This window comes from Litorivita pollutaquae (assembly GCF_003205515.1).
GTDB lineage: Bacteria > Pseudomonadota > Alphaproteobacteria > Rhodobacterales > Rhodobacteraceae > Litorivita > Litorivita pollutaquae.
This window is the reverse complement of the sequence record NZ_KZ826485.1, coordinates 186,642-210,899: the sequence shown is the minus strand read 5'-3', so window position 1 is coordinate 210,899 and position 24,258 is coordinate 186,642. Positions and strand designations below refer to the sequence as shown.

27 protein-coding genes and 1 tRNA gene are annotated in these 24,258 nt (G+C 55.2%); 16 read left to right on the top strand and 12 right to left on the bottom strand.

Annotated elements, in window-relative coordinates:
- Nucleotides 1–12 precede the first annotated feature (12 nt).
- Both DI396_RS10945 and DI396_RS10940 read right to left on the bottom strand, forming a co-directional pair.
- Nucleotides 13–990: an alpha/beta hydrolase gene (locus DI396_RS10945; protein ID WP_110796248.1), complete on the bottom strand. Its 978-nt coding sequence runs from the start codon at nucleotides 988–990 to the stop codon at nucleotides 13–15.
- 148 nt (nucleotides 991–1,138) lie between these two features.
- Nucleotides 1,139–1,843: a glutathione S-transferase N-terminal domain-containing protein gene (locus tag DI396_RS10940; RefSeq protein WP_110796247.1), complete on the bottom strand. Its 705-nt coding sequence runs from the start codon at nucleotides 1,841–1,843 to the stop codon at nucleotides 1,139–1,141.
- 149 nt (nucleotides 1,844–1,992) lie between these two features.
- Between DI396_RS10940 and mscL the strand changes: the two genes are divergently transcribed.
- The 4 genes from mscL (at nucleotide 1,993) to DI396_RS10920 (ending at nucleotide 5,324) form a co-directional block, all read left to right on the top strand.
- Nucleotides 1,993–2,409, top strand: a complete 417-nt coding sequence (mscL, locus tag DI396_RS10935) for a large conductance mechanosensitive channel protein MscL (RefSeq protein WP_110796246.1) — start codon at nucleotides 1,993–1,995, stop codon at nucleotides 2,407–2,409.
- A 186-nt stretch (nucleotides 2,410–2,595) separates the two neighbouring features.
- Nucleotides 2,596–3,054, top strand: a complete 459-nt coding sequence (locus DI396_RS10930; protein WP_110796245.1) for an Lrp/AsnC family transcriptional regulator — start codon at nucleotides 2,596–2,598, stop codon at nucleotides 3,052–3,054.
- Between the two features lie 120 nt (nucleotides 3,055–3,174).
- On the top strand, nucleotides 3,175–4,764 hold the full coding sequence (locus DI396_RS10925; protein ID WP_110796244.1) for a GMC family oxidoreductase: 1,590 nt from the start codon (nucleotides 3,175–3,177) through the stop codon (nucleotides 4,762–4,764).
- Nucleotides 4,761–5,324 (top strand): flavodoxin family protein, encoded by a 564-nt coding sequence (locus DI396_RS10920; protein ID WP_110796243.1) that lies wholly within the window; start codon nucleotides 4,761–4,763, stop codon nucleotides 5,322–5,324. Before DI396_RS10925 ends, DI396_RS10920 begins: the two co-directional genes overlap by 4 nt.
- 257 nt (nucleotides 5,325–5,581) lie before the next feature.
- On the opposite strand, the gene rpsU is transcribed toward DI396_RS10920, so the two are convergent.
- The gene (gene rpsU, locus DI396_RS10915; RefSeq protein ID WP_110796242.1) at nucleotides 5,582–5,788 is read right to left on the bottom strand and encodes a 30S ribosomal protein S21; all 207 of its coding nucleotides are present in this window, start codon (nucleotides 5,786–5,788) and stop codon (nucleotides 5,582–5,584) included.
- A 112-nt stretch (nucleotides 5,789–5,900) separates the two neighbouring features.
- On the opposite strand from rpsU, the gene DI396_RS10910 reads away from it, so the two are divergent.
- Together DI396_RS10910 and DI396_RS10905 are read left to right on the top strand one after the other, a co-directional pair.
- The gene (locus tag DI396_RS10910; RefSeq protein ID WP_110796241.1) at nucleotides 5,901–6,602 is read left to right on the top strand and encodes a COQ9 family protein; all 702 of its coding nucleotides are present in this window, start codon (nucleotides 5,901–5,903) and stop codon (nucleotides 6,600–6,602) included.
- A gap of 37 nt (nucleotides 6,603–6,639) precedes the next feature.
- A complete protein-coding gene (locus DI396_RS10905) occupies nucleotides 6,640–7,635 on the top strand; it encodes an NAD(P)H-quinone oxidoreductase (protein WP_110796240.1) in 996 nt (331 codons plus the stop codon).
- A gap of 2 nt (nucleotides 7,636–7,637) precedes the next feature.
- Here DI396_RS10905 and DI396_RS10900 read toward each other — a convergent pair whose 3' ends face one another.
- Together DI396_RS10900 and DI396_RS10895 are read right to left on the bottom strand one after the other, a co-directional pair.
- Nucleotides 7,638–8,333 (bottom strand): DUF1045 domain-containing protein, encoded by a 696-nt coding sequence (locus DI396_RS10900; RefSeq protein WP_110796239.1) that lies wholly within the window; start codon nucleotides 8,331–8,333, stop codon nucleotides 7,638–7,640.
- Between the two features lie 42 nt (nucleotides 8,334–8,375).
- Nucleotides 8,376–9,398, bottom strand: coding sequence for a LacI family DNA-binding transcriptional regulator (locus DI396_RS10895; protein ID WP_110796238.1), 1,023 nt, complete (start codon nucleotides 9,396–9,398; stop codon nucleotides 8,376–8,378).
- Nucleotides 9,399–9,888: 490 nt separating this feature from the next.
- Between DI396_RS10895 and DI396_RS10890 the strand changes: the two genes are divergently transcribed.
- The 5 genes from DI396_RS10890 (at nucleotide 9,889) to DI396_RS16765 (ending at nucleotide 11,631) form a co-directional block, all read left to right on the top strand.
- Nucleotides 9,889–9,965 (top strand) — tRNA-Arg (locus DI396_RS10890).
- 155 nt (nucleotides 9,966–10,120) lie between these two features.
- Nucleotides 10,121–10,537, top strand: a complete 417-nt coding sequence (locus tag DI396_RS16780; protein ID WP_235851836.1) for a hypothetical protein — start codon at nucleotides 10,121–10,123, stop codon at nucleotides 10,535–10,537.
- Between the two features lie 25 nt (nucleotides 10,538–10,562).
- Complete coding sequence (locus DI396_RS16775) at nucleotides 10,563–10,976, top strand: hypothetical protein (RefSeq protein ID WP_235851835.1); 414 nt, start codon at nucleotides 10,563–10,565, stop codon at nucleotides 10,974–10,976.
- Entirely contained in the window at nucleotides 10,973–11,446 is a 474-nt protein-coding gene (locus DI396_RS16770; RefSeq protein WP_235851834.1) for a plasmid mobilization protein, read from the top strand. Before DI396_RS16775 ends, DI396_RS16770 begins: the two co-directional genes overlap by 4 nt.
- On the top strand, nucleotides 11,440–11,631 hold the full coding sequence (locus DI396_RS16765; protein WP_235851833.1) for a hypothetical protein: 192 nt from the start codon (nucleotides 11,440–11,442) through the stop codon (nucleotides 11,629–11,631). The genes DI396_RS16770 and DI396_RS16765 overlap by 7 nt, the downstream gene beginning before the upstream one ends.
- A gap of 218 nt (nucleotides 11,632–11,849) precedes the next feature.
- Here DI396_RS16765 and DI396_RS16945 read toward each other — a convergent pair whose 3' ends face one another.
- A complete protein-coding gene (locus tag DI396_RS16945; RefSeq protein ID WP_407936310.1) occupies nucleotides 11,850–12,191 on the bottom strand; it encodes a hypothetical protein in 342 nt (113 codons plus the stop codon).
- Here DI396_RS16945 and DI396_RS16755 point away from each other — a divergent pair.
- Complete coding sequence (locus tag DI396_RS16755; protein WP_235851845.1) at nucleotides 12,190–12,618, top strand: hypothetical protein; 429 nt, start codon at nucleotides 12,190–12,192, stop codon at nucleotides 12,616–12,618. The genes DI396_RS16945 and DI396_RS16755 overlap by 2 nt on opposite strands.
- Nucleotides 12,619–12,921: a hypothetical protein gene (locus tag DI396_RS16750; protein WP_235851844.1), complete on the top strand. Its 303-nt coding sequence runs from the start codon at nucleotides 12,619–12,621 to the stop codon at nucleotides 12,919–12,921.
- Nucleotides 12,922–12,958: 37 nt separating this feature from the next.
- Here the strand turns inward: DI396_RS16750 and DI396_RS10870 are convergent, their stop codons facing one another.
- Nucleotides 12,959–13,249 carry a HigA family addiction module antitoxin gene (locus tag DI396_RS10870; RefSeq protein WP_110796237.1) on the bottom strand — a complete coding sequence of 97 codons (291 nt, stop codon included), beginning with the start codon at nucleotides 13,247–13,249 and terminating at the stop codon, nucleotides 12,959–12,961.
- 263 nt (nucleotides 13,250–13,512) lie between these two features.
- Here DI396_RS10870 and DI396_RS10865 point away from each other — a divergent pair, with 263 nt between their 5' ends.
- Entirely contained in the window at nucleotides 13,513–14,577 is a 1,065-nt protein-coding gene (locus tag DI396_RS10865) for a DNA cytosine methyltransferase (protein WP_110796236.1), read from the top strand.
- An 18-nt stretch (nucleotides 14,578–14,595) separates the two neighbouring features.
- Here DI396_RS10865 and DI396_RS10860 read toward each other — a convergent pair whose 3' ends face one another.
- From DI396_RS10860 to DI396_RS10845, 4 genes are all read right to left on the bottom strand, one after another.
- Nucleotides 14,596–16,269 carry a response regulator receiver domain gene (locus DI396_RS10860; RefSeq protein WP_110796235.1) on the bottom strand — a complete coding sequence of 558 codons (1,674 nt, stop codon included), beginning with the start codon at nucleotides 16,267–16,269 and terminating at the stop codon, nucleotides 14,596–14,598.
- A 13-nt stretch (nucleotides 16,270–16,282) separates the two neighbouring features.
- Complete coding sequence (locus DI396_RS10855) at nucleotides 16,283–19,249, bottom strand: ATP-binding protein (protein WP_110796234.1); 2,967 nt, start codon at nucleotides 19,247–19,249, stop codon at nucleotides 16,283–16,285.
- A 174-nt stretch (nucleotides 19,250–19,423) separates the two neighbouring features.
- The gene (locus DI396_RS10850; RefSeq protein WP_110796233.1) at nucleotides 19,424–20,029 is read right to left on the bottom strand and encodes a hypothetical protein; all 606 of its coding nucleotides are present in this window, start codon (nucleotides 20,027–20,029) and stop codon (nucleotides 19,424–19,426) included.
- A complete protein-coding gene (locus DI396_RS10845) occupies nucleotides 20,029–20,463 on the bottom strand; it encodes a helix-turn-helix domain-containing protein (protein WP_110796232.1) in 435 nt (144 codons plus the stop codon). The genes DI396_RS10850 and DI396_RS10845 overlap by 1 nt, the downstream gene beginning before the upstream one ends.
- 175 nt (nucleotides 20,464–20,638) lie before the next feature.
- Between DI396_RS10845 and DI396_RS10840 the strand changes: the two genes are divergently transcribed.
- The gene (locus DI396_RS10840) at nucleotides 20,639–20,857 is read left to right on the top strand and encodes a hypothetical protein (protein ID WP_110796231.1); all 219 of its coding nucleotides are present in this window, start codon (nucleotides 20,639–20,641) and stop codon (nucleotides 20,855–20,857) included.
- Between the two features lie 369 nt (nucleotides 20,858–21,226).
- Here DI396_RS10840 and DI396_RS10835 read toward each other — a convergent pair whose 3' ends face one another.
- Nucleotides 21,227–21,697, bottom strand: a complete 471-nt coding sequence (locus tag DI396_RS10835; RefSeq protein WP_110796230.1) for an Lrp/AsnC family transcriptional regulator — start codon at nucleotides 21,695–21,697, stop codon at nucleotides 21,227–21,229.
- A 110-nt stretch (nucleotides 21,698–21,807) separates the two neighbouring features.
- Between DI396_RS10835 and DI396_RS10830 the strand changes: the two genes are divergently transcribed.
- The gene (locus DI396_RS10830; RefSeq protein WP_110796229.1) at nucleotides 21,808–24,186 is read left to right on the top strand and encodes a transketolase; all 2,379 of its coding nucleotides are present in this window, start codon (nucleotides 21,808–21,810) and stop codon (nucleotides 24,184–24,186) included.
- Nucleotides 24,187–24,258 lie beyond the last annotated feature (72 nt).

Sequence of the window (24,258 nt, the reverse complement as noted above, 5' to 3'; positions counted from 1 at the left end):
TCGCCGCGCAGATTATTCGGCGGCGTCCGAGGGTTTGGGCGGCGTGCTGCGGGTTTGTGCGACGGCCTCTTGCAAGGCGCGATGCTGTTTGCGCAACTTCCAGTTGCTTTCGTTTTCCATCAATTTTTCCGACAGAGCCAGCCCGGCATGATGATGTCCCTTTTCCAAGCAGCGATCCAGAAACCCGACCATCCACGGCAATGATGTGCGCCGCGCCCGAAACAGCCGGTGAAACGCGGCCTCATCCAAATTTCCTTGCAGTGCCGGCACGGCTAGGGATTTCAAAATTCCCATCCGTTTAAGTTGTAGCGGAATTTTATGCCCCAGATACGGCAGTTTCAGCGTCGTGACATTGGGCCCGTCCAACCGTTCGACATGCATCCGATCATAGCGTTCCATCGGGTCATACAGGATATAGGCGCGTTTTGCCGCGCGCACGCCATCGGCAGCATCGGTATATCGCCCGCCCCAATTGCCTTGCTTGCGTCCGTATCGATAGCGTTTTTCAAAAGGCACCAATTCGGGGTCAAGCGTGCTTTGCGGGGCAAAAGCCAAAACCGTGCACCCCGGAGCGGCGGGGGCGAAGGTAAGCGCGCCATATCCGCCCATAGAGGCTCCATACATTGCCACATGATCGAACCGTTCAAAAAACTTTTCGCGCCGCAGAACATCGAAGAGATCCCAAACATCTTCGTGGCGATACCAATCATTGATCCGCCCCATGATGCCCAAAATGCTCCAGCTTTGACCAAGCAGAAAATTCGCCTCCCATGGCATACGGCGGGGATCGCGAATGGCGGAAAGATTGTCGAAACTGACGACCAGATTGCGCGCCGTCGCGCTGTCGGAGGGGGCGGGTAGAAACGCCGCAACGTGGTTGAGCATATCATGCACGAACCCGCCGCGCGCCAGAGCCGCAGCTTTGACATCGTCAAAGGTCGGGTCCCGAAAATGGCCCTGCGTCAATGTATCGGCATTCTTCACAACCATGTGCCCCGAAGTTACGTGCCTCCTTCTGTGCTCCGGCGAGCCGGCGGGAGGTTTCGGGCAGTTTCGCAAATTGCGCGGGCAGGGGTCAAGGTCACCGGCATCAACCGCCGGTGACCTGTGGCATGCAGGGGCAGGGCCGTAGGCGGCGTCAGGTGGCCGGACGCGGCGGTATATTTAGACCCTTTTGCACCGCAGAACGCTTCGAAAACCGTTCGATGTAGCTCTGAAGCTGCGGGAAGTTATCCCAACCCAAAACCTCATAGGCGTCGTAAAAATCAAGCGCGCGTAGCCAAGGCACGATGGCGATATCAGCGATGGAATAATCCCCCGCAATCCAGTCACGGCCCTCCATTTGTGTCTCTAACACGGCCAAGAGCCGCTTTGCTTCGCCGATATACCGGTCGCGCGGGCGCGGGTCTTCTATGTCTTTGCCCGCAAAAGCATAGAAATACCCAAACTGTCCCAACATTGGGCCAAGCCCACCCATTTGAAACATCACCCATTGAAGAACTTCATGGCGCTTGGCACCCTGCGCAGGCAGCAGCTTGCCAGTTTTTTCGGCCAGATAGATCAAGATCGCACCGCTTTCGAACAACGGCATCGGTGCCCCATCCGGACCGTCAGGATCGATGATCGCGGGAATTTTGTTATTGGGATTGAGCGCGAGGAATTCGGGGCTTTTCACATCGGCGTCGGACAGGGTGACCAGATGCGCCTCATAGGGCAATCCGATCTCTTCGAGCATAATCGAGACTTTCACGCCGTTGGGCGTCGGAAAAGAATAGAGCTGTAGCTTGCCGGGATCAGCAGCGGGCCAACGGTTCTGGATGGGGTGGTTCGAAAGTGGCGTCATGAAAGCAGTCCTTCGCACATGATGTGATATTTGCGCCAACCTAAGCGTTTTTCCCCCTGTGAACAGTCATTAACATGTGCGAATTCGTGCTATGGTCTGCGCGCAGGGCAAGAATAGAAAACAGCGCTTCACAACACGAGGGAAGAAAAATGTTAAAAGAATTCAAAGATTTCATCGCCAAGGGCAACGTCATGGATATGGCCGTCGGGATCATCATCGGCGCGGCGTTCACGGCGATTGTTGGATCGTTGGTGGCCGATTTGATCAATCCGATCATCAGCCTGTTCATGGGCGGGGTTGATTTTGCCGGCCTCTATGCGCTTTTGGGCGAAGGTGAATATGCTTCGATCGCCGAGGCCGAGGAAGCTGGCGCAGCGGTCTTTGCCTATGGCCGGTTCATCATGGCAATCATCAATTTCCTGATCATCGCATTCGTGGTGTTCATGTTGGTCAAGGCTGTGAATGCAACCAAGAAGAAAGAAGCAGAAGTGAAAGCGGAAGAGCCCACAGGCCCGAGCGAGCTTGAGCTTCTGACAGAGATCCGTGACGCGCTTGCCAAGAAGTAAGCACGCCTGATCGACGCTCTAGCGGCCCGCTGCCCGGTCTTGGGTGGCGGGCCGTTTGCGTTTTTGGTCCGCGCACAAAACCGCAAACGCGGTGGAACAGATATGGCGACACGATTGCATTTCGCCCCTCGCATGCGCGCGCGCCTTGTCCTAACCTGCGTGCAAGCGAGAATGAAAAGGCTGCCAATGGATATTGATCAACACGACCGCCAGATCCTGACCGTGTTGCAACGCGAAGGGCGCCTTTCCAATGCAGCGCTTGCAGAACGGGTGAACCTTTCGGCCAGCGCGACCCACCGCCGTGTGCAACGCCTTGAGGCAGACGGCTATATTCGCGCCTATGTCGCCATGCTTGATGCGCGCAAGGTGGACTTGCCCACCACGGTGTTCGTCGAAATCAAACTACAGGCGCAAGCCGATGAGGTTCTCGATGCCTTTGAAAAGGCGGTGGCGCGGGTGCCGGATGTTTTGGAGTGTCATTTGATGGCCGGCACGGCGGATTACATTCTCAAAGTGGTGGCTGCCGACACTGATGATTTTGCCCGCATCCACCGGCAATATCTCACCCGCTTGCCCGGCGTCGCGCAGATGCAATCGTCCTTCGCATTACGCACGGTTTTCAAAACCACGGCTTTGCCCGTCTGAAACATCGAATCTGGGTGGAATAGGACCTGTTTTTGGTGAGAACCCGCCACCACATCACGTGGCGTTGCCATTCCCGCTGCGGGCGTTACTCTGTGCCGTATTCGGTTGGGGAGTAGCCAGATGGATTGGGATTATATCATCGTCGGTGCCGGCAGCGCAGGGTGCGTTTTGGCCAAGAGGTTGAGCGAAGCAGGGCACCGCACGCTGATTTTGGAAGCCGGTGGCAAGGACAATTATCATTGGGTGCATATCCCGATGGGCTATCTCTATTGCATTGGCAATCCGCGCACCGACTGGATGTATAAAACTGCCCCTGATGCCGGGTTGAACGGGCGGCAGCTTCTCTACCCGCGCGGCAAGGTGCTGGGCGGATGCTCATCAATCAACGGCATGCTATACTTACGTGGGCAGGCGGCGGATTATGATGGTTGGCGGCAAATGGGGCTCTCGGGTTGGGGATGGGATGACGTCCTGCCGATGTTCAAGAAATCCGAGGATTATTTTGGCGGTGAAAACGACGACCACGGCGCTGGCGGTGAATGGCGGGTGGAAAATCAGCGCCTGCATTGGAAGGTTCTCGACGATTGGCGCGATGCCGCCGTGGCGGCGGGAATTCCGGCGACGGAGGATTTCAATCGCGGTGACAACGAGGGCGTCGGATATTTCAAGGTCAACCAACGTGGCGGATGGCGGATGAACACCGCCAAAGCGTTTTTGCGCACGGCTAAAACGGATTGTTTGAAGGTTGAAACCAAGGCCCACGCACAAAGGATCCTGCTGGAACAGAGTCGATGTGTCGGGGTCGCGTACGAGCAGGGTGGTGAGGTGAAAACCGCCCGCGCCCGCAGAGAGGTGATCCTGTCCGCAGGCGCGATCAACAGTCCGCAAATCTTGCAACTTTCAGGGCTTGGGCCGGCGGATCATCTGCGGGAGCAGGGCATCGAAGTGGCGCGTGATATCGGCGGCATTGGCGGCAATTTGCAAGATCACCTGCAATTGCGCTGTGCGTGGAAACTGACCGGGGCGAAGACGCTCAACACCATGGCGAGTTCGCTGTATGGCAAGGGCAAGATCGGGCTTGAATACGTCCTGCGCCGCTCTGGTCCGATGTCGATGGCGCCAAGCCAATTGGGCGCGTTCTCCAAATCCCGCGACGGGTTGGCGACTGCGGATTTGGAATATCACGTGCAGCCCTTATCTTTGGAAGCTTTTGGTCAGCCCTTGCATGATTTCCCTGCGATGACAGCGAGCGTTTGTAATCTGCGTCCCGAAAGCCGTGGACGGGTCGATATTATCAGCAATGACCCCAAGGTCGCGCCAAAAATCGCGCCGAATTACTTGAGCACCGAAGGCGACCGGCGCGTGGCGGTCGATGCGATCCGGCAGGTGCGGGACATCATGGCGCAGACCCCGATGGCACAATATGCGCCCGAAGAGATGAAACCAGGAATGGCCGCGCAGAGTGACGAAGAACTGGCGCGGGCGGCCGGCGATGTAGGCACGACAATTTTCCATCCCGTCGGGACCGTGGCAATGGGTGCAGAGGACAGCGCGCCATTGGACGCGCGCTTGCGGATGCGGGGGGTGGCGGGGCTGCGCGTGGTGGATGCCTCGGTCATGCCGCGCATCATTTCTGGGAACACCAATTCACCCACCATCATGATTGCGGAAAAAGCCAGCGAGATGATCCTGTCGGATGCCCGGGCATGAGCGGCGCGGTGCAAACTGTGGCTTTGGCCTATTGCTCCGGTGCAGGCCATACGCGGCGTTTGGCCGAACACATCGCGACGGGCGTCGAAGCGGCAGGCGCGCGGGCCGTTCTGGTTGATGTCACCGCAATGACGGCGGCGGACTGGGCCACATTGGCCGCAGCACATGCAATTCTTTTTGGCGCGCCGACCTATATGGGCAGCGCCGCAGCCGGGTTCAAAACCTTTATGGATGCGAGCAGCGATATTTGGGCGGGTCAGATATGGGCGAATAAACTGGCGGGGGGCTTTTCTGTTGGAACGTTTCCAAGCGGTGACAAACTGTCGACCCTCGTGCAATTGACGGTCTTTGCCGCGCAACACGGGATGCTATGGGTAGGACAACAAGAGATCGGTGCACCGGTGGATGCGGGCAAACCTGATATCAATCAAAGCGGCACATGGCTTGGGCTTGGCGCGACATCGGTGCGCGATAAAAGCCTGATGATCAGCAGCGGCGATGCCGAAACCGCCCGCCGGTTTGGCACCCGCATGGCCGCGGCGGCGCAACGCTGGGGCTGACGGTGATTTTGGCACCCGCCAATAGACACACTGTGTCTGCCTTGCTCAAATCCGCCTGTGTCACTTGGCCAAGGCGGCTGTCGTCGCTGCGACAGGATCGATAAACGCCCTTTTTGGTAGACACAATTACATGGCGCGCGAAGAGGGCCGGTGCTGCGGATTTGCGCCGTGCATCACGGCCTCAAACGACAAACCCCCGCAGCCTTGCGGCAACGGGGGCTGTATTCTCATCGTGTCAAAAGCTGTGAAGCCTGCTCTTAGAGCATACCTTCGCGCTGGAGCTTCTTACGTGCCAGTTTACGGGCACGGCGAATCGCTTCAGCCTTCTCGCGCGCTTTTTTGACCGACGGTTTCTCGAAATGTTGCTTGAGCTTCATTTCGCGGAAAACGCCTTCGCGCTGCAGCTTTTTCTTCAGAGCGCGGAGCGCCTGATCGACATTGTTGTCGCGAACACTAACCTGCATGTGGTTTTCACCACCTTTCTAAGTTGAATTGCAAAATTGCAGGAGGTGGCCATATAGCAAAGCGCGCCCTAGATGTCTAGTATGCTGATAAATCTCCCGGAAGGAGGCCGCCATGCCCGAGACTGATCAAAGCGCCGAGGCACATCGTGCTGTGAAGGACCGTTTGTTGGATGCTGCATTGATGCATGTGGCGTTTGACGGATGGACAGACGCGACATTCACCGCCGCGATCAATGATGCGGATGTTGAGCCAGCTCTGGCGCGGGCGCTGTGTCCGCGTGGGGCCTTGGATCTGGCCTTGGCCTATCATGCGCGCGGTGATGCGTTGATGTTGGAACGGCTGGCCTCTGCGGATTTGAGCGCGATGCGGTTTCGCGACCGGATTGCCGCCGCTGTTCGGTACCGGCTTGAGGCCTCCACCGATAAAGAAGCCGTGCGCCGCGGCACCACGCTTTTTGCCCTGCCGCAAAATGCGCCCGATGGCGCCCGCGCGATTTGGGGCACCTGTGATGCGATTTGGACGGCGCTGGGCGATACCTCGGATGATTTCAATTGGTATTCCAAGCGCGCCACTCTGTCCGGGGTTTATAGCTCTACCGTGCTCTATTGGCTCGGTGATGATAGCGAAGACCACGCCGCCACATGGGAATTCCTTGATCGGCGCATCGATAATGTGATGCAGATCGAGAAGCTTAAAGCCACTGTGCGCGATAACCCGCTTTTGTCGAAATTGATGGCGGGGCCGATGGCGCTTGCGTCCCATATCAAACCGCCGCAGGGCGGGGCACATATGCCGGGGCGCTGGACCCGTTGAGCGTCCGCAGCGAAACTCACTAAAAAAGGAAGACGCAATGAGCGATACACTCCCAACAACCATGCGTGCGATCGAGATCACCGAAGCCGGCGGGCCGGAGGTGTTGAAACCTTGCTCTCGCTCCGTCCCGACCGCTGCGGCCGGTCAAGTGGTGATCAAAGTCGCCTACGCCGGGGTTAACCGTCCGGACGCATTGCAACGCGCCGGTGCTTATAACCCGCCCCCCGGCGCTTCCGACCTGCCGGGCTTGGAAGCTGCGGGAGAGATCGTCGCCATCGGCGAGGGTGCGCAGGGCTGGGCGATTGGCGATCAGGTCTGCGCCCTGTTGCCCGGCGGCGGATACGCCGAATATGTCGCCACCCCCGCCGCGCATTGCCTGCCCGTTCCCACCGGCATGGGCCTCAAAGAGGCAGCCTGTTTGCCCGAGACATTTTACACGGTTTTCTCCAATGTGGTTCAACGCGGCGGATTGAAAGCGGGCGAGGTTTTCTTGGTGCATGGCGGGTCGAGCGGCATCGGCACAACGGCGATTCAATTGGCCAAAGCGATGGGCGCGCGGGTCTTTACCACCGCCGGTTCGGACGAGAAATGCGCCGCCTGCGTGGCATTGGGCGCGGAAAAAGCGATTAACTATCGCACTGAGGATTTCGTCGAGGTGATGAAGGCCGAAGGCGGTGCGAATGTGATTTTGGATATGGTGGGTGGTGATTATATACCGCGCAATATCAAGGCGTTGGCAATGGAGGGCCGTTTGGTGCAAATCGCGTTTCTCGGCGGCGCTGTGGCGAAAATGAACTTTGCCCCCGTGATGATGCGACGCTTGACGATCACCGGATCAACGCTGCGTCCGCAAAGCGATCTGGCGAAGGCGCGGATTGCGGAGGCCTTGCGGGCGGATGTCTGGCCGCTGCTCGACGCGGGTAAAATCGCACCGGTGATGGACAGTGAGTTTGCCTTTGAAGACGCGGCAAAAGCCCATGCGCGGATGGAAAGCAGCGGCCATATTGGCAAGATCGTGCTGAAGGTCGGCTGAGGTTAACCGCCGAGCGGCACGCGCGCGATTTGCACAAACCGTCCGGCGTGATCCGAACGTAAAAGCGTCACCTCCCGCACCTCGAACGGTGCGGGAAGGATCGGGGCAAGGAGAGGCGCCAACACCTTGCGGGTCTGTGTTGCCTCCGCCTTGGGTAGTTTACCGGTGAGCGTGATGTGGAATTTGAACTGGTCGAACACATAGGGATAGCCCCAGCGCTCCAAATGACGGCGTTGCGCGTCGTTCAAATGCGCGGGATTGCGGCGGGCAATCTCTGCGGCTCTGGGCGGGGCACGAAAACCATCTAAACCTTCGACCAATGCGCTTGCGATATCGGCCAACCCTGTCGTTTCCCCCCGTGGGATCAGCGCTATGAACCGCCCCAGTTGTGCCAGTTCCAACCCGTCCAAAATCGCGGGCTTTAGCGTCGCGCTGACATGCTCAAGAGCGGTAATTAGACCGGTTTCGTCGCATCCATCGGCCAAATGAAACGGCGGTTTGAGTGTGCCGTGTAGACCATATTTACGCGGCGTTTCGGTGATGTCGGCAATCTGGCGTGGCACACCGTCGATCTGCGGATGTGGCAGGGCGCATCCATGTGCGCAATCCCAGCCGAGCCACGCCGCGCCGAAATCGGCCAGTGGCCCCGCAGGCGGCGTGTAATATATTGCATAGCGAGGCAGGGCAGCGGTTTGCATGTTCGCGGGCCTCGCGGCGCGGTGTGACGCCGGCATGACGGGTTACCGTTTCAGCGTATCGCCAAACGAGATCACCGGAGTCATCTCGATTTTCTTCGGCAGATCACTCTCGGGGTTGGTTGTACGTTCGGCAATGATCTCGGCGGCTTTGCGGCCGATCTCGCTGCGGCAGGCATCCATCGTTGCCAATTGGCGTGGCAGGCCTTGCAACAGTTCAACCCCGTTGAACCCCGCGAGTCCGATTTGCGCCGGCACATCGACACCTTTTTCGAGGAGATAGAGCAAGCCGCCTGCGCCGATCATGTCATTGGAATAATACAGAAAATCAATGTCCGGTGTGCGGTTGAGCATCGCTTCGGTCAACTCGCGCCCCTTGGCCAGGGCTGATCCGCCAGAGTAAAATTCCTGATCCGCCATTTCTATGCCGGCTTTGGCCATGACTTGTGTGAAGCCTTCGAAGCGTTTTCGTGCGCGGTGGTCGAGAGGCATCTTCGTGCCCAGAAAGCCGATCCGTTTATATCCGGCCTCTACGATTGCCTGAGCCATCTTTTCGCCCGCAACCCGGTGCGAAATGCCGACCATTGTGTCGATCGGCATACCGTCCACATCCATGATCTCGACCACGGGAATTCCGGCCGCACGCAGCATCGCGCGCGAAGCGTCCGAATGTTCCAATCCGGCGATAATCACGCCGGAGGGGCGCCACGAGAGCATCTCGTAAAGCACTTTTTCCTCTTTTTCGGGGAGATAATCGGTAATTCCGACCACGGGCTGTAAATCGGTGCCCTCAAGGGCGCGGCTGATGCCGGTCATCACTTCAGGAAAGACCATATTCGACATCGACGGGATGATTACAGCGACCAGATTGACCCGCTGACTTGCCAGAGCTCCGGCAATTTTATTGGGCACATAGCCAAGTTGTTTGGCCGCTGCGAGAACTTTTTTCCTTGTGTTTTCCGATACATCGCCGCGATTCCGAAGCACGCGGCTTACGGTCATTTCTGACACGCCCGAAGCTTCGGAGACATCACGTAGGGTGAGCGGGCGGCTGTCATGTCGTGTCAAAGAAGTGATCCTGAAAATAAGACTTGCGGTTATGTTAGCGCGAACCAGCCCAGCACTTCAAGCGACCTCACCGATCTACCTTATGCATCTGCCGCCAAGGCCCCGAAAATCGTCTAAAGAATCCTCGCGTTTACCTTCGTTCGCAGTTCGCATTTCGGGTCTGGCGACGTTACCGAGCGGGCGAGAAGATTGCATGTTGTAAGCGAGGCCGGCGCGGGGCCGAGGCCAAGCTGGATGAAGCTGTGACGGAGGTTTAAGACCAAGGATGCGAACATTCATACCCGAGAGGTTCCACGCCACATCGACACCGTCGATGGCGCGAGCGTTTTGTGCGCATAGGATGGAGGTATCGCCACATCTGCGATAGTAACACAGCCTCACGTTGCCCATTGGCAAAAATACAGTGCCCGCGTCCGCAATGTGTCATCGTAACAATGGATGACAAACCCCGCCGGGCAAGGTAAAGCATGCACCGCAGGTCGTGCACCGTGGCCCCGTGGCTCAACTGGATAGAGCAGCCCCCTCCTAAGGGGCAGGTTATTGGTTCGAATCCAATCGGGGTCACCAAAAACACCTTTAAAATATGGCCTATTTACAGGGCTTTGTGCAGAAGCTTGCAGAAAGTCCCGCGAGCTTTCGCATCGAATTCTGCTGAAATGGCGGAAATCTCGTACAAAACCTGTACAAAATTTGCATGTCTTTGCGCAGTTTTGGGCCTTCCAATGAGCTGGCGGGTTGCAAACACATGCGCGGAACGGAAGTTCGGCAGCGCAACGCGCAAGCAGATCATCATGTTTCTGGCCGATAAGGCGAGCGATGACGGCTCAGGCATCTGGTGTTCTAAGGGCACGATCCAGCGCCATACCGAGCTGGGCGAGACCACAGTCAAGCGAACCGTCCGCGAGTTCCTGAAGGAAGGCATTCTGGTCGAGACTGGCGCGCGGACCTGCAAGAATGGATTCACGGTCGTTTATCGCATCGATCTGACCCAGGTCGAAGAGTTGGAGCCGACGCTTGAACCCAAGATTGAGACGGGGTCCACAGTGGCCCCCGTCCAGTCTGACCCCGGTACGGGGGCCACTGTGGCCGGGGTACCGGGGCCACCACGGCCCCCAAACCATCCAAAAAACCATCCATAAACCACCTACGCGCAGGCGCGAGGCGGTGGCGGATAAAGAAGCTGAGAAGATTTTGGCGGCCTATCCATCGGACCGGTTGCGCGGCAAAGCCACCTGCCTTGCCCAGATCGAAGAGGCCATGAAGGAAGGGATCAGGCGGGAGGACTTACTTAAGGCCGTCCAAGCCTACGCGAACGACAGCGCAGGGTTTACCCGCTCCAAGGTCTGCTTTTCCGACAACTTGTTTCTGTCGCGGCGCTGGCGGGCCTATATCGAGAAGCAAGCGGAAGACCGAGAGAAGGCGGCGGCGTTGGAGGCGGATCACCACAAACGGCTGGCCTGCTGGATTAGTGATCGCAGTCCGATGTGCAAGCACATCACGGCCAAGCAGATCGACAGATTGCTGGCGTCGAAGCTGGTAAACGAGGCCCAAATCCAAGCCGCAGGCCTCAGATCATGAGCGTCACCGATCCGACCGAAATGCAAACAGCAAGGCGACCCATGTCATACGGCTGCGCCGATGACACGGGACCTTGCGAGGGGCGGCAAGCCTCCCCTTCGAACCCCACCGGCGCGGGTAAACCTCGCACCAAAGAGCCGCTCACCGAGACTTTTGTCTTCCGGTGCACAGCGGCAGAGAAGGCCCAGTTGCGCGCCAAGGCCGAGGCCGCTGGTCTGCCCGCAGCGACCCTGTTGCGCGAGGCTTTGGGCCTGACTGAGGCCCGCCGTCGCAAGCCCATCCCACGCGTTGACCCGGCGTTGGTGCTGGCCGTCGGGCGCATCGGCGGCAACCTCAACCAGATCGCACGCTGGCTGAACCGCGCAATGCTGGCCGGTGGCGTTGACCTCGACGCGCTCACAGTTGCGCGCCGTCTGCTGACCATTGAACGCCAGCTCGCCCAGATCATTGAGGCGTCCCGTCGATGCTGATCAAGTTCTTCCGCAACGGCAAAGGTGCGGGCTCTGGTCCGGTCGGCTACCTCGTCGCAGACAAGGTGCTGGCCTATGACGACAACCGCGACCTGATCCGCGATGCTGACGGCCAGCCAATGACCGTGACCCGTGAGCCTTTGCCGGAGGTTCTGCGCGGCAATCCCGAGCGCACCGAGGCCTGATCGATGCCAGCCGCCACCAGTGGACCTACCGCGCAGGCGTGATCAGCTTTGCCGCAGAGGATGCTCCGAGCGAGGAACAGCAGGCCGAGGTCATGGACGGGTTCGAGCGTCTGGCCTTCGCGGGGCTGGACCCGACGCAATATGAGGTGCTCTGGGTCCGAAATACCCACGAAGACCGTGTCGAGCTTCACTTCTGCACGCCGCGCTTGGAGCTGACCTCAGGGCGGAGCCTGAACATCGCGCCGCCCGGATATCAGAATGCCTTCGACAGCCTGCGCGACGTGATGAACCAGCGCCACGGCTGGGCCGATCCGATGGAGCTGGAGCGCACCCAAGAGGTGCGCGACACCATCGAGACCCCAACCCGTGCCCAAGGCCGCGACGAGCTGCACGCATGGCTGCAAGACCAGATCAGCGTTGGCTTGATCACTGACCGCGCCAGCATGGTTGATGCGCTCGCCGACGCAGGCTTCGACCTGCCTCGCGTCGGCAAAGCCTACCTGACCGCCCAAGACCCCGACACGGACGAACGCTGGCGTTTGAAAGGAGAGATTTTCCATGAAGACTGGCAAGCCGACCCGGCTGAGCGAGAAGCTGAACGCGGAACTGGACACGATCCGGCAGGACTACGCCGCCTCGATGGCATCCCAGCTGGAGAGCTTCAGGACCGATTTGAACAGCATTGCGACCAACGCGCAGCATACAATCGAGATCGATACCCGCACCTTTCTGCGACAGAACAAGAGCTGGCTGACGATCTCGCCCTGGCTGATCACGGGGACGTTCTTGGTGGGGATCGTCTCGATGATGGCCGCGAGTTTGCTTTGGACGCTGATGCTGGCCAGCTCGGAACTGACGGACTTGGGCCTGACACGGATCGACAGGGAGGACGGGACCTGGCTGGTGCTGGACCCGACCAAGACGCACTTGAGGACCTGCACACTGGGCGGCAGACCAGTGACCTGCATCAAAATCGAAGAGAATTAGATGACGACACCCCTGACAGCCTTGGAACGCGACTTGCTCGCCTGCGTCGAGCGGTTGGTGACGGCCTGCGAAGTCTCAGCAAAGGAATTGAGCGGGTTAGAAGCACGCTCGACGACCAAGTTGCAGAGCCAGATGGATGGATTGGCCGCCTGCGTGTCGGTGCTCATTCAATCGCAAGTGGCGTCCGTGGATGCGTTGAACGGCTTGTTGAGCGAGGGCTCGAACTACGGGAAGCTGCGCACGCAACTAGAGACCAGCTTGAAGTTAGTGAAAGCCGCCGAAGAGAGGTTGAGACAGAGCTAGAAGAGCGGGAGGTCGAGATGGACCGGGGTCTGACGCATTAGGGTGCGATGAGCGGCTCGATTTTGGAAACGTCGACTGTTTTCGCCGCAACCGATAGGTTGAAATTCGTCTGCAAGTTCACCCAGTAAGTTGGCGTTGTGTTGAAGACGCGTGCTAAGCGAAGTGCAGTATCAGGCGTAATTCCCGTTGTTCCTTTGATCAACCGTTCGATCCGCGTACGAGGCACATCCAAACGCCGCGCAAACGCGATTGCCCCCATGTCCAGAGGATCAAGGTAAAGCTCTTTCAGGACTTCACCGGGGTGTATTGGTTCCTTAAGTATGCTCATGGCCTTGGTATCTTCAAAGCAAGGCCGAAATTCAACAACAAGAACCGATCTTGTTCAGGAGGCCGGGTCTTCCGGTTGGACTTCGCGCATCTACATTTTTCGGCACTGTTTGCGAAAGACCGCCGAGCACCCGACGCCTTGAAAGCGCCAAATTTTGACTTGAGGAAAATGCGGGCAAACGGTATTAATGAGAGAAAAATTGACATCTTAAAATCAAGTACTTAGCGGAATTTTCGCTTGAACTTACAAGGCAAAAACTGACCATGAAGGCCAAATCCACACCGGAGCCCCAAAAAAAACTTACAGCGGTGGACCTGTTTAGTGGGGCTGGCGGACTGACACTGGGACTGAAACAGGCGGGCTTTAACGTGTTGGCTGGTGTCGAAAAGGAAAAAATCCCCGCCGCAACTTATCGGCTTAACCACTCTGATGTTCATTGCTTTGAAAATGACATACGTGAAGTGGGAGCGGCCGCGTTGTTGAAGACCATCGGCCTGAAACGGGGAGAACTAGACTTGCTGGCTGGCTGCCCACCTTGTCAGGGTTTTTCAACGCTACGAACTCGCAAAAAATCTAATGCAGTCGCAGATGACCGTAACGATCTTCTGTTTGAGTTTCTGCGGATTGTTGAGGCTGTTTCACCCAAAGCTATCATGATGGAGAATGTGCCGGCTTTGGCGCAAGATAACCGCATGAAGACTTTCCTTAAGAGAATATCAGTCCTCGGTTACAAGGTTGGGCGGAAAAACGTAAGGGTGGAGGATGCTTCAGAATACGGCGTTCCTCAGCGCCGATACAGAATGATTTTGCTCGCATCCAAAATTGGCCAAGTTGAGGGTGCTGAAAAGTCAGAGACTATTACAGTTCGGAAATGTCTCGATGCCGTTCGGCTTGCACCCGTTGGTGAAGCAGGTGACCCGCTGCATGACCATTTTCCAAACAGGGCTCCGCACGTAGAGGAAATCATCCGCAATATACCGAAGGACGGGGGATCGAGAACATCTCTACCAGAACATCTTGTGCTTGATTGTCATAAAAACAAGAAGTCTGGCTTTCGCGATGTTTATGGGCGCATGTCTTGGGACAAAGTTTCCCCTACGATGACAGGTGGCTGCGGGAATCCATCAAAGGGACGATACCTGCACCCGGAAGAAGATCGTGCGATTAGCTTGCGTGAAGCGGCATTGTTTCAAACGTTTCCTGCTGACTATCGGTTTGACCTCACTGAAGGTCGCGGAAAAGTTGCCTTAATGATCGGGAATGCGTTGCCCCCAGAATTCATTAGGCGGCACGCCATACAGATTGCAAAATCGTTGGCATACTGCTGACCCCAGACTAGGTGGCAGCTAACCTTTACGAAATGGCTCGAATTCATCGAAGCCGATCCTAGAAATTTCCTGGCTCATATTCTGCGCAATTCTAAGTGCCCGCTTGTACTTAAGATTTGCGAGCCAGCGATAGTCCGTATTATTGGCATCCGGGACATGGTAAATCTCTCTCTGCTCATCATAGCATATTGGGATATGCCCTATGGCATCGTTTATCACACCAAAATCGAGAGACAGGGATTTGGTGTAGCACTTTGGCGGAACCGAAAGGCCCACGTAGTTGATAAGCGCTCCATTTCTTCCATGGGGAACAACGATATCAGGAGTATCACTATTCACGACTTCGAGCGGTACGAAGAAAAATAATCCAGCCCCACGAACAGTATCGCAGGTCGCTTGTAAGCATAAAAAATAGCCGCCGTCAGCATCCGAGAAAATGACTGATCCTAGCCCCAATTTTGGCGGTGCTTTTCGGTGTACCATACTGAGCTCGCTTGACTGAGAGTTAGTCAAGAACGAGAACTGCCGCATGGAGAAACTTGCCGCCTCAATGGTATCGCAGAACAGAGTAGAAAAACTCTTGGAAAACGCATCCTTTGGCGGCATTGGGCTGGCTTGCTTATCCTGTTGCCGCCCAACAGCTGCTTGCTTGTCCTCATCTGGCCAAGCGGAAAAACCACGTTCCATAATTGAAATGACATCGTCAATATGCAGCTTAAATTCCTTTTCTTGATCCTTTTTCGAGTACCGGAGTGTAAAATTTTCAGGGCTCTGAGGCATCAGGCTTAAGCGACGTTTTATTGCGTCTACTGTTGTATATTTCGACGTGACTTTTGACTTATCCACCTCCGACTTCAACGCGCTCATTACGACAGAAACTGCATAATCCATCGAATCCGAAGAATTTTTAAGGAGTGCGCGGTGGTGAAAGAATGGACCATCGAGTTCTGACGAAAATTTGCTCAAAACATGATGCGTCGTGTCTCTCATCGAGGAGATCGTTGCGAGCGCGACGTTCGAAAGTAGACCATTCGACAACTCTGAGAATGCCTCCAACAGCTCTTTTGGAAGTTGCGTCTCGGAAACGGCATTGGCCAATTTTTCATTGCCCATTGATTTTTCACGCCAAATTATACGTAAACCAGACGAGTTGGTAAGGACATCACCTGTCTTAGAAACGTTGCCAGCGATTTCCTCAGCTGCGTTGAGCCTTTCAGCGATTTTTTCAAGGATGGCTCCCTGATCCTTGTTGCCGGTGTAGATCGCGATCAATCTCAGGCGTCCTCCAATGGCCTCATCCCCACGAAGAATTTCCTGAATAATCTCGGATGCTAGCTCGCCATCATCACCGTGATTCATGTGCCAGTCTAAGGATACGATATCAGCTCTCAACGAGGCCTTAGCGACACTTTTTGCTACACTACCTTCATCACCAGTCGGATTAACAACCGAGCAGACAAGCCCCAAGTCTAGGGCACTCTTTATCAATCCTTTTGCGTCTAGCGGATGTGAGCGTTGTGCTTCAGGTTTCTGATCAACCTTCTTGGCGGCCGCAACATCGCGCCTACCAGGCGTCTTAACCTCAACGGCCGGTTCTGGTTCGACAGGGTCATCTACAGGTTCGTCGTCAACCACGATCATTGTATACGCGAAGGAGCTGGCGGCGTTGTATTGGTCGTCGGCAAAATTCATCTGATCAAATCTTCTATTGAGACATCTTTGAGATACGGAAACAGGCACCAGAATTGGGGGTTGGTGGATCAATGTTCAGTTCGTAACCAAGCCGGCCAAGCGCCTGCCTTGAAATATGCAGTCCCATACCTCTCCCGCCCGGCTTTCGAGTAAAGCTGAGCTCAAAAATGTTTCGGACATCAATGCTACTCACTCCACGACCGTTGTCTCTGACACAAAGGTCGCCATAGTCTTCAATCAGTTCAATGATGCCCGCGTCGTTTCTCGCACTGGACGCCCAATAGATCGCATTATCGATTAGGTTGACGAAGACAGGATAGAAGTCCGCGTGAAACCCATGAAGAGTATGAGCCTTAAAGCCCTCATCAGCGACCAGCCGAACATTGTGACGTTTAAGCCGCTTTTCAAACAAGTCAGACACAAATCGAAATATGTCACTGCCTTTGATATCGACGGCTGTCGACTGAAGCTTCCGGTCTAGTGGGTTGAACAATGCCAAGTAGCTGTCCAAGTGATCAAAATTGACGCGCATGTCGTCGTATAGGCGCTTCATGTCAGGATTGGCATGGGCCCAAGATTTCATGCGCCTAAGGCCGTCTCGCAAGCTACCAGCCGTCTTTCCAAATTCATGATTAATCGTGTTAAGCGCCATCCCAATTTGGGCGAGCTCGAAATCGACCTCTTGCCGCTCGCGAAGCGCGACGACTTCCTCTTCCAGCGCTTCAGTGACTTCGACCATATCTGAACCGCTGGATTGGGTTGATGATAAAACAGCGTCGAGTTGACTGTAGATCTTCCGCAGTTTTTCGCTCTCTTCTTCGAATGCGTCAGCTACCAAGGTCTCGAAAGCCTCCCGCTGTTTTGAGAAATCGAACTCTGCCTGCTTCTTACCTTTAACGGCCTCAAGCTCGGCGAGGACCTCATCAACGACTTTCGATACGTTTCGAAAGCTGTTTTTTGTTGTATCCCTTACTGTGCGTGTCAGGTCGGTTAGGGTCTCCTCAGTCTGCGTCCGCAGAGTTTTCATGGTTGAAAGGGTCTCTTTCGTGTGCTTTTGGACGGCAGCATTCAGTCGCAGCCCAGGCTCAAGGTTCAGCTTGTTTTTCTTTACAGTTGTTGTGACGATGTTCTCAATCGTCTTCTCGGCAGGCAACACCAGGTCATTCGTTAGCCGGCCCATTTCTGTTTGATAGGCCTCCCAGTTGTTGCGTAGTTCAGTGTTTAGACCAACACCTCGCGGTTTCGAGATAGCATGCTCCTTACGAAGTTGGTCCAGATGCAACTTCGCCTCAGCCTCCAGACGGCCAATTGCAAGTGCCTTGGCTTGAGGATTCTTTTTGCTATTGATTTCGGAAAGCACGTCCGCTTCAAAACCTGCAACCGTATCAGATATGGTTTTTGGCAACTGTCCGGAGTCTATAACCTTGAAGAATTTCTCCAGCTGTTCACCGAACCTGTCTTTCTTGCCTTTGGACTGTTTCTCACGCTTCTTTCGAACTTCATCGAGGCGTTGAAGTTCGTAACGTTTTTCAGTCCATTCTTCAGAATATTTGCCATTTTCCCGGAAGAAATCTGCCGCCGACTGTATGAAAAAGTTAATCAGAATACTTCGAAACTGCCGGTAAGCCTTATCCTCACGAAAACCTTCCCTCCCTGCTTTTTCTACCAAGTTGGGGTTGTCTCGAGATGTTAGTTCGACCGCCCCCATGATATTTCTGAAGGAGTAGTAGGCTGTTGCTGCTCGCAAGTTTCGCCGGCGCTCAACATCGAGGAAGTCGAAGTCAGGACCGCCATATGGTTGAACTCGAACCCCATCTTTGTAGATATAAACTCCACCATGCCGTTCAAGTTTTCGCCGAATTTTGGCGTGCTCGGTTGGATCAACTAAAGAGTCCGTTGGCGTTGGCTGTATCACCGCGATTGAAAAGTCAAAGGGGCCGCAACTAGTCGGTTTACCATCTGTATTTGACCAGTTGAGCACATATTCAGAGGGCAACGTTTGATAGACGCCAACCTTCCCACGAAACTGACCGAATTCATCGAAGCGACCGCGAATATGATGGTCGACTTGCTTGAACTCTTCAGGACTAAAGAATGCTTTCTCGCCGACTCTCTCTAACGGCTCACCCTCGTCTATATGATCTCTAAACCGTGTTATGATCTTTGGCTTCCGGAATTCCGGTGTCATCGTATTTGTGAAGCCGATGAGGTTTTTTTCGAACCTTGTTGCCTTGGTGGATTCATCCCGATCATCAATATCGTCTTGGATGATCTCATCGGCAGGCAGTATGTAGAAATGAGTTCCGGAACCGTTCAAATCGAAAGAAGGTTGCCCAAGGTAGGTTGATGCATCTCGAGGGTCTACTTTGAAGGCGTCCATATCGTTGCGGATGGATTTTGCAACTTTTTCGTCTATCCGGCTTGCTAGGCTGTCCAAGCTGTCCCGGGCTTTTGACACCATCTCTTGCACGTCTTCAAGGTTCGGCAGGGTGTCAGCTCTGAAAGTTTCAAGTGGGATAACAATTTCGTCGAGATCAATCCCAGGTAGCTCAAACAAGCCCCAATGGATGTAAGCCGCGGTAATGCTGTCCTCAGCTTTTCCATCGACTTTTGCGCGAGTAAGTACAAGTACTTGTCGGCCGATAACCGCAATTGCTAGCCGTCCTATGCCCTTTTCGCCAAGTAGCGGACGAATGTCTTGTGCGCTGTCAACTGGGGGACGTTTTAGGCCCGAAAACGATCCTACCTTGCTGTCAGTCCCAAGTGTGAGCCAACGATCTTCAAAGTCTTGCTTGGTCATCCCTAGACCGTCATCTCTTAAGACAAGCAGTCCATCGTCCCGAAAGTAGTCGACTTCAGCTGTAGTGGCATAAGCATCATGCGCATTCTTGAAGAGCTCACTTATTGCCGTGGATATGTTGGCGATTTGCTGTCGACCAAGAAGGTCAATGGTTCGCGCTCTGATGTGAAACTTTGCCAATGACTTTTCTATCCAACTTGGGTGGTTATAGTGTGACCCAACGACAGGGCCAGTTCTTTGTCCTGTGCGGATCCGTTGTGTAAAGGCACCACTGACAAACCCAGGCTTTTACAGGATGTTTTAGGGCCAAAAGTAAAGGACCTTTGCTGACTTGGAGTAGGGTGAACCAAGGGGTTATACACCATTGGCTTCTAACCCCTCTTCAAAAAACGGTTTGTTAGGGTGCTGATATCTGTTGGATAGGAAAACATCGAAGGTGTAGTTATTGAGTAACTGGTTGCTTTCCTTAAGTGGCCGGATGACATGGTTCTCCGCAAACATACCAGCACCGGCGATTAGCATGGCTGGCATCCACCAAAGAAAAGTACTTAGGGCGAAGCTATCAGACCAAAAAAGAGCATGTAGAGCTGGCATGATCATAAAAGGCAGGGCAAGCATGTAGCAGAACCGGAGGGGCTTTAGTGCGCGCTCAACCTCATCAGACAATTCTGCATGTTTAGCGTGGAGGCTCTGCTCAAAAGCAAGATACTCGTCTTGAAGTTGACCGCCTAGATAGTGACCACAGCGACAATATTCGCGGGTCAGATACTCGACTTGGCCACAACCCGCGCAAAACATGGCGTTCAAACTGCCAGCCTTGGGTCGAGTCTGATCGTTTACCGGAGCACAATCAGAATGCGCTAGGCCAGTTGCATTTAAGAAACTATCGAGTTTCTGCGACACGGAGACTTTTCGTGGCTTCAGGACATGGACGCTTCCGGGAAAGTCAGTGTCAGACATTATGCCACCAGTCCTAAAATGCTATCGATCCGCTTGGTATCTAGCTCGTGATCCTCGCCACCCAAAGCGTCCGTGTTAAGAAACTCAGCGAATAGGAAGTCGATTGCGTCCCACTTCTTTTCTGGCGTTACCTTCAGGCTGCGTTCGCTAATGCGATGCTCGACCGCGAGGCCAATCTTTCGGTAGGCTTGTGTCACCTCTTCGTGGCGTCTGCTTTTGCCAGTTTCAGTGTCACCTTCCAGCATCCAGAGCGGGTCAACGTCGAACTCTTTATATACCTTGAACAGGAGTTCGGCGGTCAGGTCACGTTGGCCCCGTTCATAATTCTGGAACGCGCTACGACTTATCCCCAAACGACGACACATATCCTCTTGGGAGAGCTTAGACATGGTTCTAACTGCCGCGAGGCGTTCTCCCATTCCCTGAACTGCCATTTGCAACTTTCGTTTGTAATCGTATTGACCTCATTCGTGATCATACCTAACAATATATGTTACGAACGATGGCGATACGCCTGATTCATCCAAGATCAGCGTAGTTTTGTTTCTTTCTGAACGCAAAACTAATTCTCTCGCCTCGATATGTGAGCAACTGGCGGAGGGGCGATCCATGACTAAACTTCTCGAGACACCCAAAGAGCTGGCGGACCGAGTTGGCATTCCTGTGACAAACGTTCGCTACCTGATCCGGGAGGACATGCTGGATCATATCTACACCGCGCCTGGGAAACGGAACCCGAAAATCCCCAGCGGGGCTTGGGAAAAGTATGTGGCCCAGTTCACGGTCAAAGCCGAAACCAAAGCGGTAATCTCGCGCAGGGAAGGGTGAGTCATGTCTATCCTAGATACCACCGATGGTTCTCAAATCTTGGGGCTGGGAAAGACGCCGGCTCAATGGGTCGCGGTCATGTCGGACAAAGCCTGATCGCATCGCACCTCTGTGTTTAGGCTTTCTAGGTTCGTCTGAGCCGCGCTTGTGAACGGATATAACGCCGCAACTATCGCAATAAACCTCGCGTGTTTCATAAGTTCATTCCGGTCTGTTTCTCGAGAGTTACCATCGCCCAAAGGTGTTTATGGCAGCAAGTAAATTTCCAAAAAAGACAGGCTGGCCAAAGTTGGCTAATGTGGTTTTTAAATGCACCATCGGCGGCATTGATCTTGACCCTATGAGAGTGAGGCCGCTCTATTTGGATCGTTAAACCGCCTTTCGCGTTGATGCTTTGACCCTGCGCAAAGAAATTGAACTTTCGATGCTGGATACGCCCGGGACGCGAGTCAGTTGTCCGGTCAGGAAGGCCTCGAACCCTGCCAATCCGGTGGTCACCACGCGCAGCAAATAGTCGCGGTTTCCGGTCATCAGCCAGCAATCGGCCACTTCGGGAAATTCGTCAATTGCGGCTTCGAATTGGGCCAAGGCCTGATCGACCTGCCGATCCAGTTGCACCGATACGAACACCGAAAACTCATAGCCAAGCGCGGCTTCGTTTATCACGGCGGAGTAGCTGCTGATGATACCTTTTGATTCCATCTGGCGAATGCGCCGCGAGACGGGGGTCGGGCTTAGTCCGACGCGGGCAGACACATCTTGAACGCTCATCCGGCCGTCGGTCACCAAAAGGTCAAGGATTCGCGCGTCTATATGATCAATGGTCGTTAGATCAGCCATAATTTTGAATTTCCTTAGTGGTATTCGCCAATGATTATCACATTCAGAGCAAAAGTAGCAGGGAAAGACTACCGTGGTTTTGATATTCGGGATGAAAAAGGGAGTAGCACATGACCCAATCTCATCTTCGCACGATTGAGCAACGACTGCTGTGGCTGTCGCATTGGATGATCCACCACGCAAATCATATCCGGCCCAAGGTGGACGGGATCAAGGTTGGTGGGCACCAAGCCTCCTCGGCGTCGATGGTGTCGATGATGACGGCGCTCTATTTTTCGGCGCTCCGGCCAGAGGATCGGGTGGCGGTCAAGCCCCATGCCTCGCCGATTTTTCATGCGATGCATTATCTGATGGGAAACATGCCACGCGAGAAGATGGAGAATTTCCGTGGCTTTGGCGGGGTGCAATCCTATCCCAGTCGCACCAAGGATGTGGATGATGTGGATTTCTCGACGGGCTCTGTTGGTCTGGGTGTGGCGATCACTTCATTTGCGTCAATCATACAGGATTATGTGACTGCTAAGACTTGGGGGGCGGATGTCCCAAAGGGGCGGATGATTGCCTTGATGGGGGATGCGGAGTTGGATGAGGGCAACGTTTATGAATGCCTCCAAGAAGGATGGAAACACGATCTACGCAACACGTGGTGGATCATTGATTACAATCGGCAATCTTTGGACGGGGTCGTGCGCGAAGGGTTGTGGGAGCGGGTCGAAAAGATTTTTGATGCCTTCGGTTGGGATGTCGTGCGGGTCAAATACGGCGCCTTGCAGCGGGCGGCGTTTCTTGAGCCCGGCGGTGAGACATTACAGCAGTGGATCGATGCTTGTCCCAATGATCTTTACTCCGCTCTGACCTATCAAGGCGGAGCAGTTTGGCGCGAACGGCTGATGGAAGATTTGGGAGATCAGGGGGATGTTTCGGCGCTGATCGACGGTCGCGACGATACGGAATTGGCCGCCTTGATGGAAAACCTCGGCGGGAATTGCGTCGAGACGATGGCCGAGACCTTCGCCAGCATCGACCACGACCGTCCGACCTGTTTTCTGGCCTATACCATCAAGGGGTGGGGCACGCCGATTGCGGGGCATAAAGACAACCATGGCGGCCTGATGACCAAAGCGCAGATGGGAGAGTGGCAACAGCATATGGGGGTGCCGGAGGGGCAGGAATGGGAGCCGATGGCAACGGTCGCAGATCCCGAGGCTCTGACTCGGTTTCTGGGTGAGGTGCCGTTTTTTGCCGCCGGTCCGCGTCGTTTTAATGATGCGCATCTGCAGGTCCCCAAAATCGGGCTGCAAAGCGACCGCGAAATTTCGACACAGATGGCCTTTGGCAAAATCCTTGACGACCTTGCCAAAGGGTCCTCGGATATCGCGCAGCGGATTGTGACAATGTCCCCCGATGTTACGGGCACGACGGGATTGGGGCCATGGGTCAACCGCCGCGGATTGTTTGCCCGCACAGAGCAACCGGACATGTTCAAGGAACGGAAGATCCCATCCACAGCAAAATGGGAGTTTTCCCCCGAAGGCCAGCACGTCGAATTGGGCATCGCAGAGATGAACCTGTTCCTTGCGCTGGGGGCGGCGGGTTTGTCGCACTCGTTGTTTGGCAAGCGGCTTATTCCGGTCGGAACGGTCTATGATCCCTTTGTGAACCGTGGGTTGGATGCGTTGAATTACGCCTGCTATCAGGACGCTCGGTTTATGATTGTTGGCACCCCCTCTGGCGTCACCCTGGCCCCCGAAGGCGGGGCACATCAATCTGTCGGCACGCCTTTGATCGGGATGAGTCAGGATGGTTTGGCCGCGTTCGAGCCAGCCTTTGTGGATGAGCTCGCGGTGATCATGGAGTGGGCGTTTGATTATCTGCAAAAGGATGGTTCGGGCGATCCGGATGAACGCACATGGTTGCGTGATGAGACCGGCGGTTCGGTATATTTGCGATTGACCACCAATCCGATCGAGCAACCGGGAACGCGGAATGATGATGCCTTTCGTCAGGGCGCGATCGATGGCGCCTATTGGCTGCGCCCGCCGGGTCCGAATTGTGAGGTCATCCTTGCCTATCAAGGTGCGGTGGCCCCTGATGTCATCCGTGCGGCGGGGTTGATTGGCGCGGCGCGGCGCGATGTTGGAGTGTTGGCGGTGACCTCGGCCGACCGGTTGAACGCCGGATGGACGGCGGCACAGCGCGCGCGGGCGCATGGGCAGAGGGACGCGATATCGCATATTGAGCGCCTGTTGGCGATGGTGTCTCGCGACGCCAAGATGATCACTGTGATTGACGGGCACCCTGCGACATTGGCGTGGATGGGCGCTGTCGTAGGGCACGAAACGGTGCCGCTGGGCGTGGAGCATTTTGGTCAAACGGGCACAATTGGGGATCTGTATCGGCATTTTGGCATAGATACCGCGAGCATCGTCGAGAAGGTCAACGGGCTTACGTTTGGTGCAAAGGTTCCGGTGCACGGGCCCCTAGGATAGGGGGCGGCCCAAACCCATAGCCATGCGCCGCCCCACAGGTATCAGCCCTCGTGTCAGGCTTTCGTGTCCGGT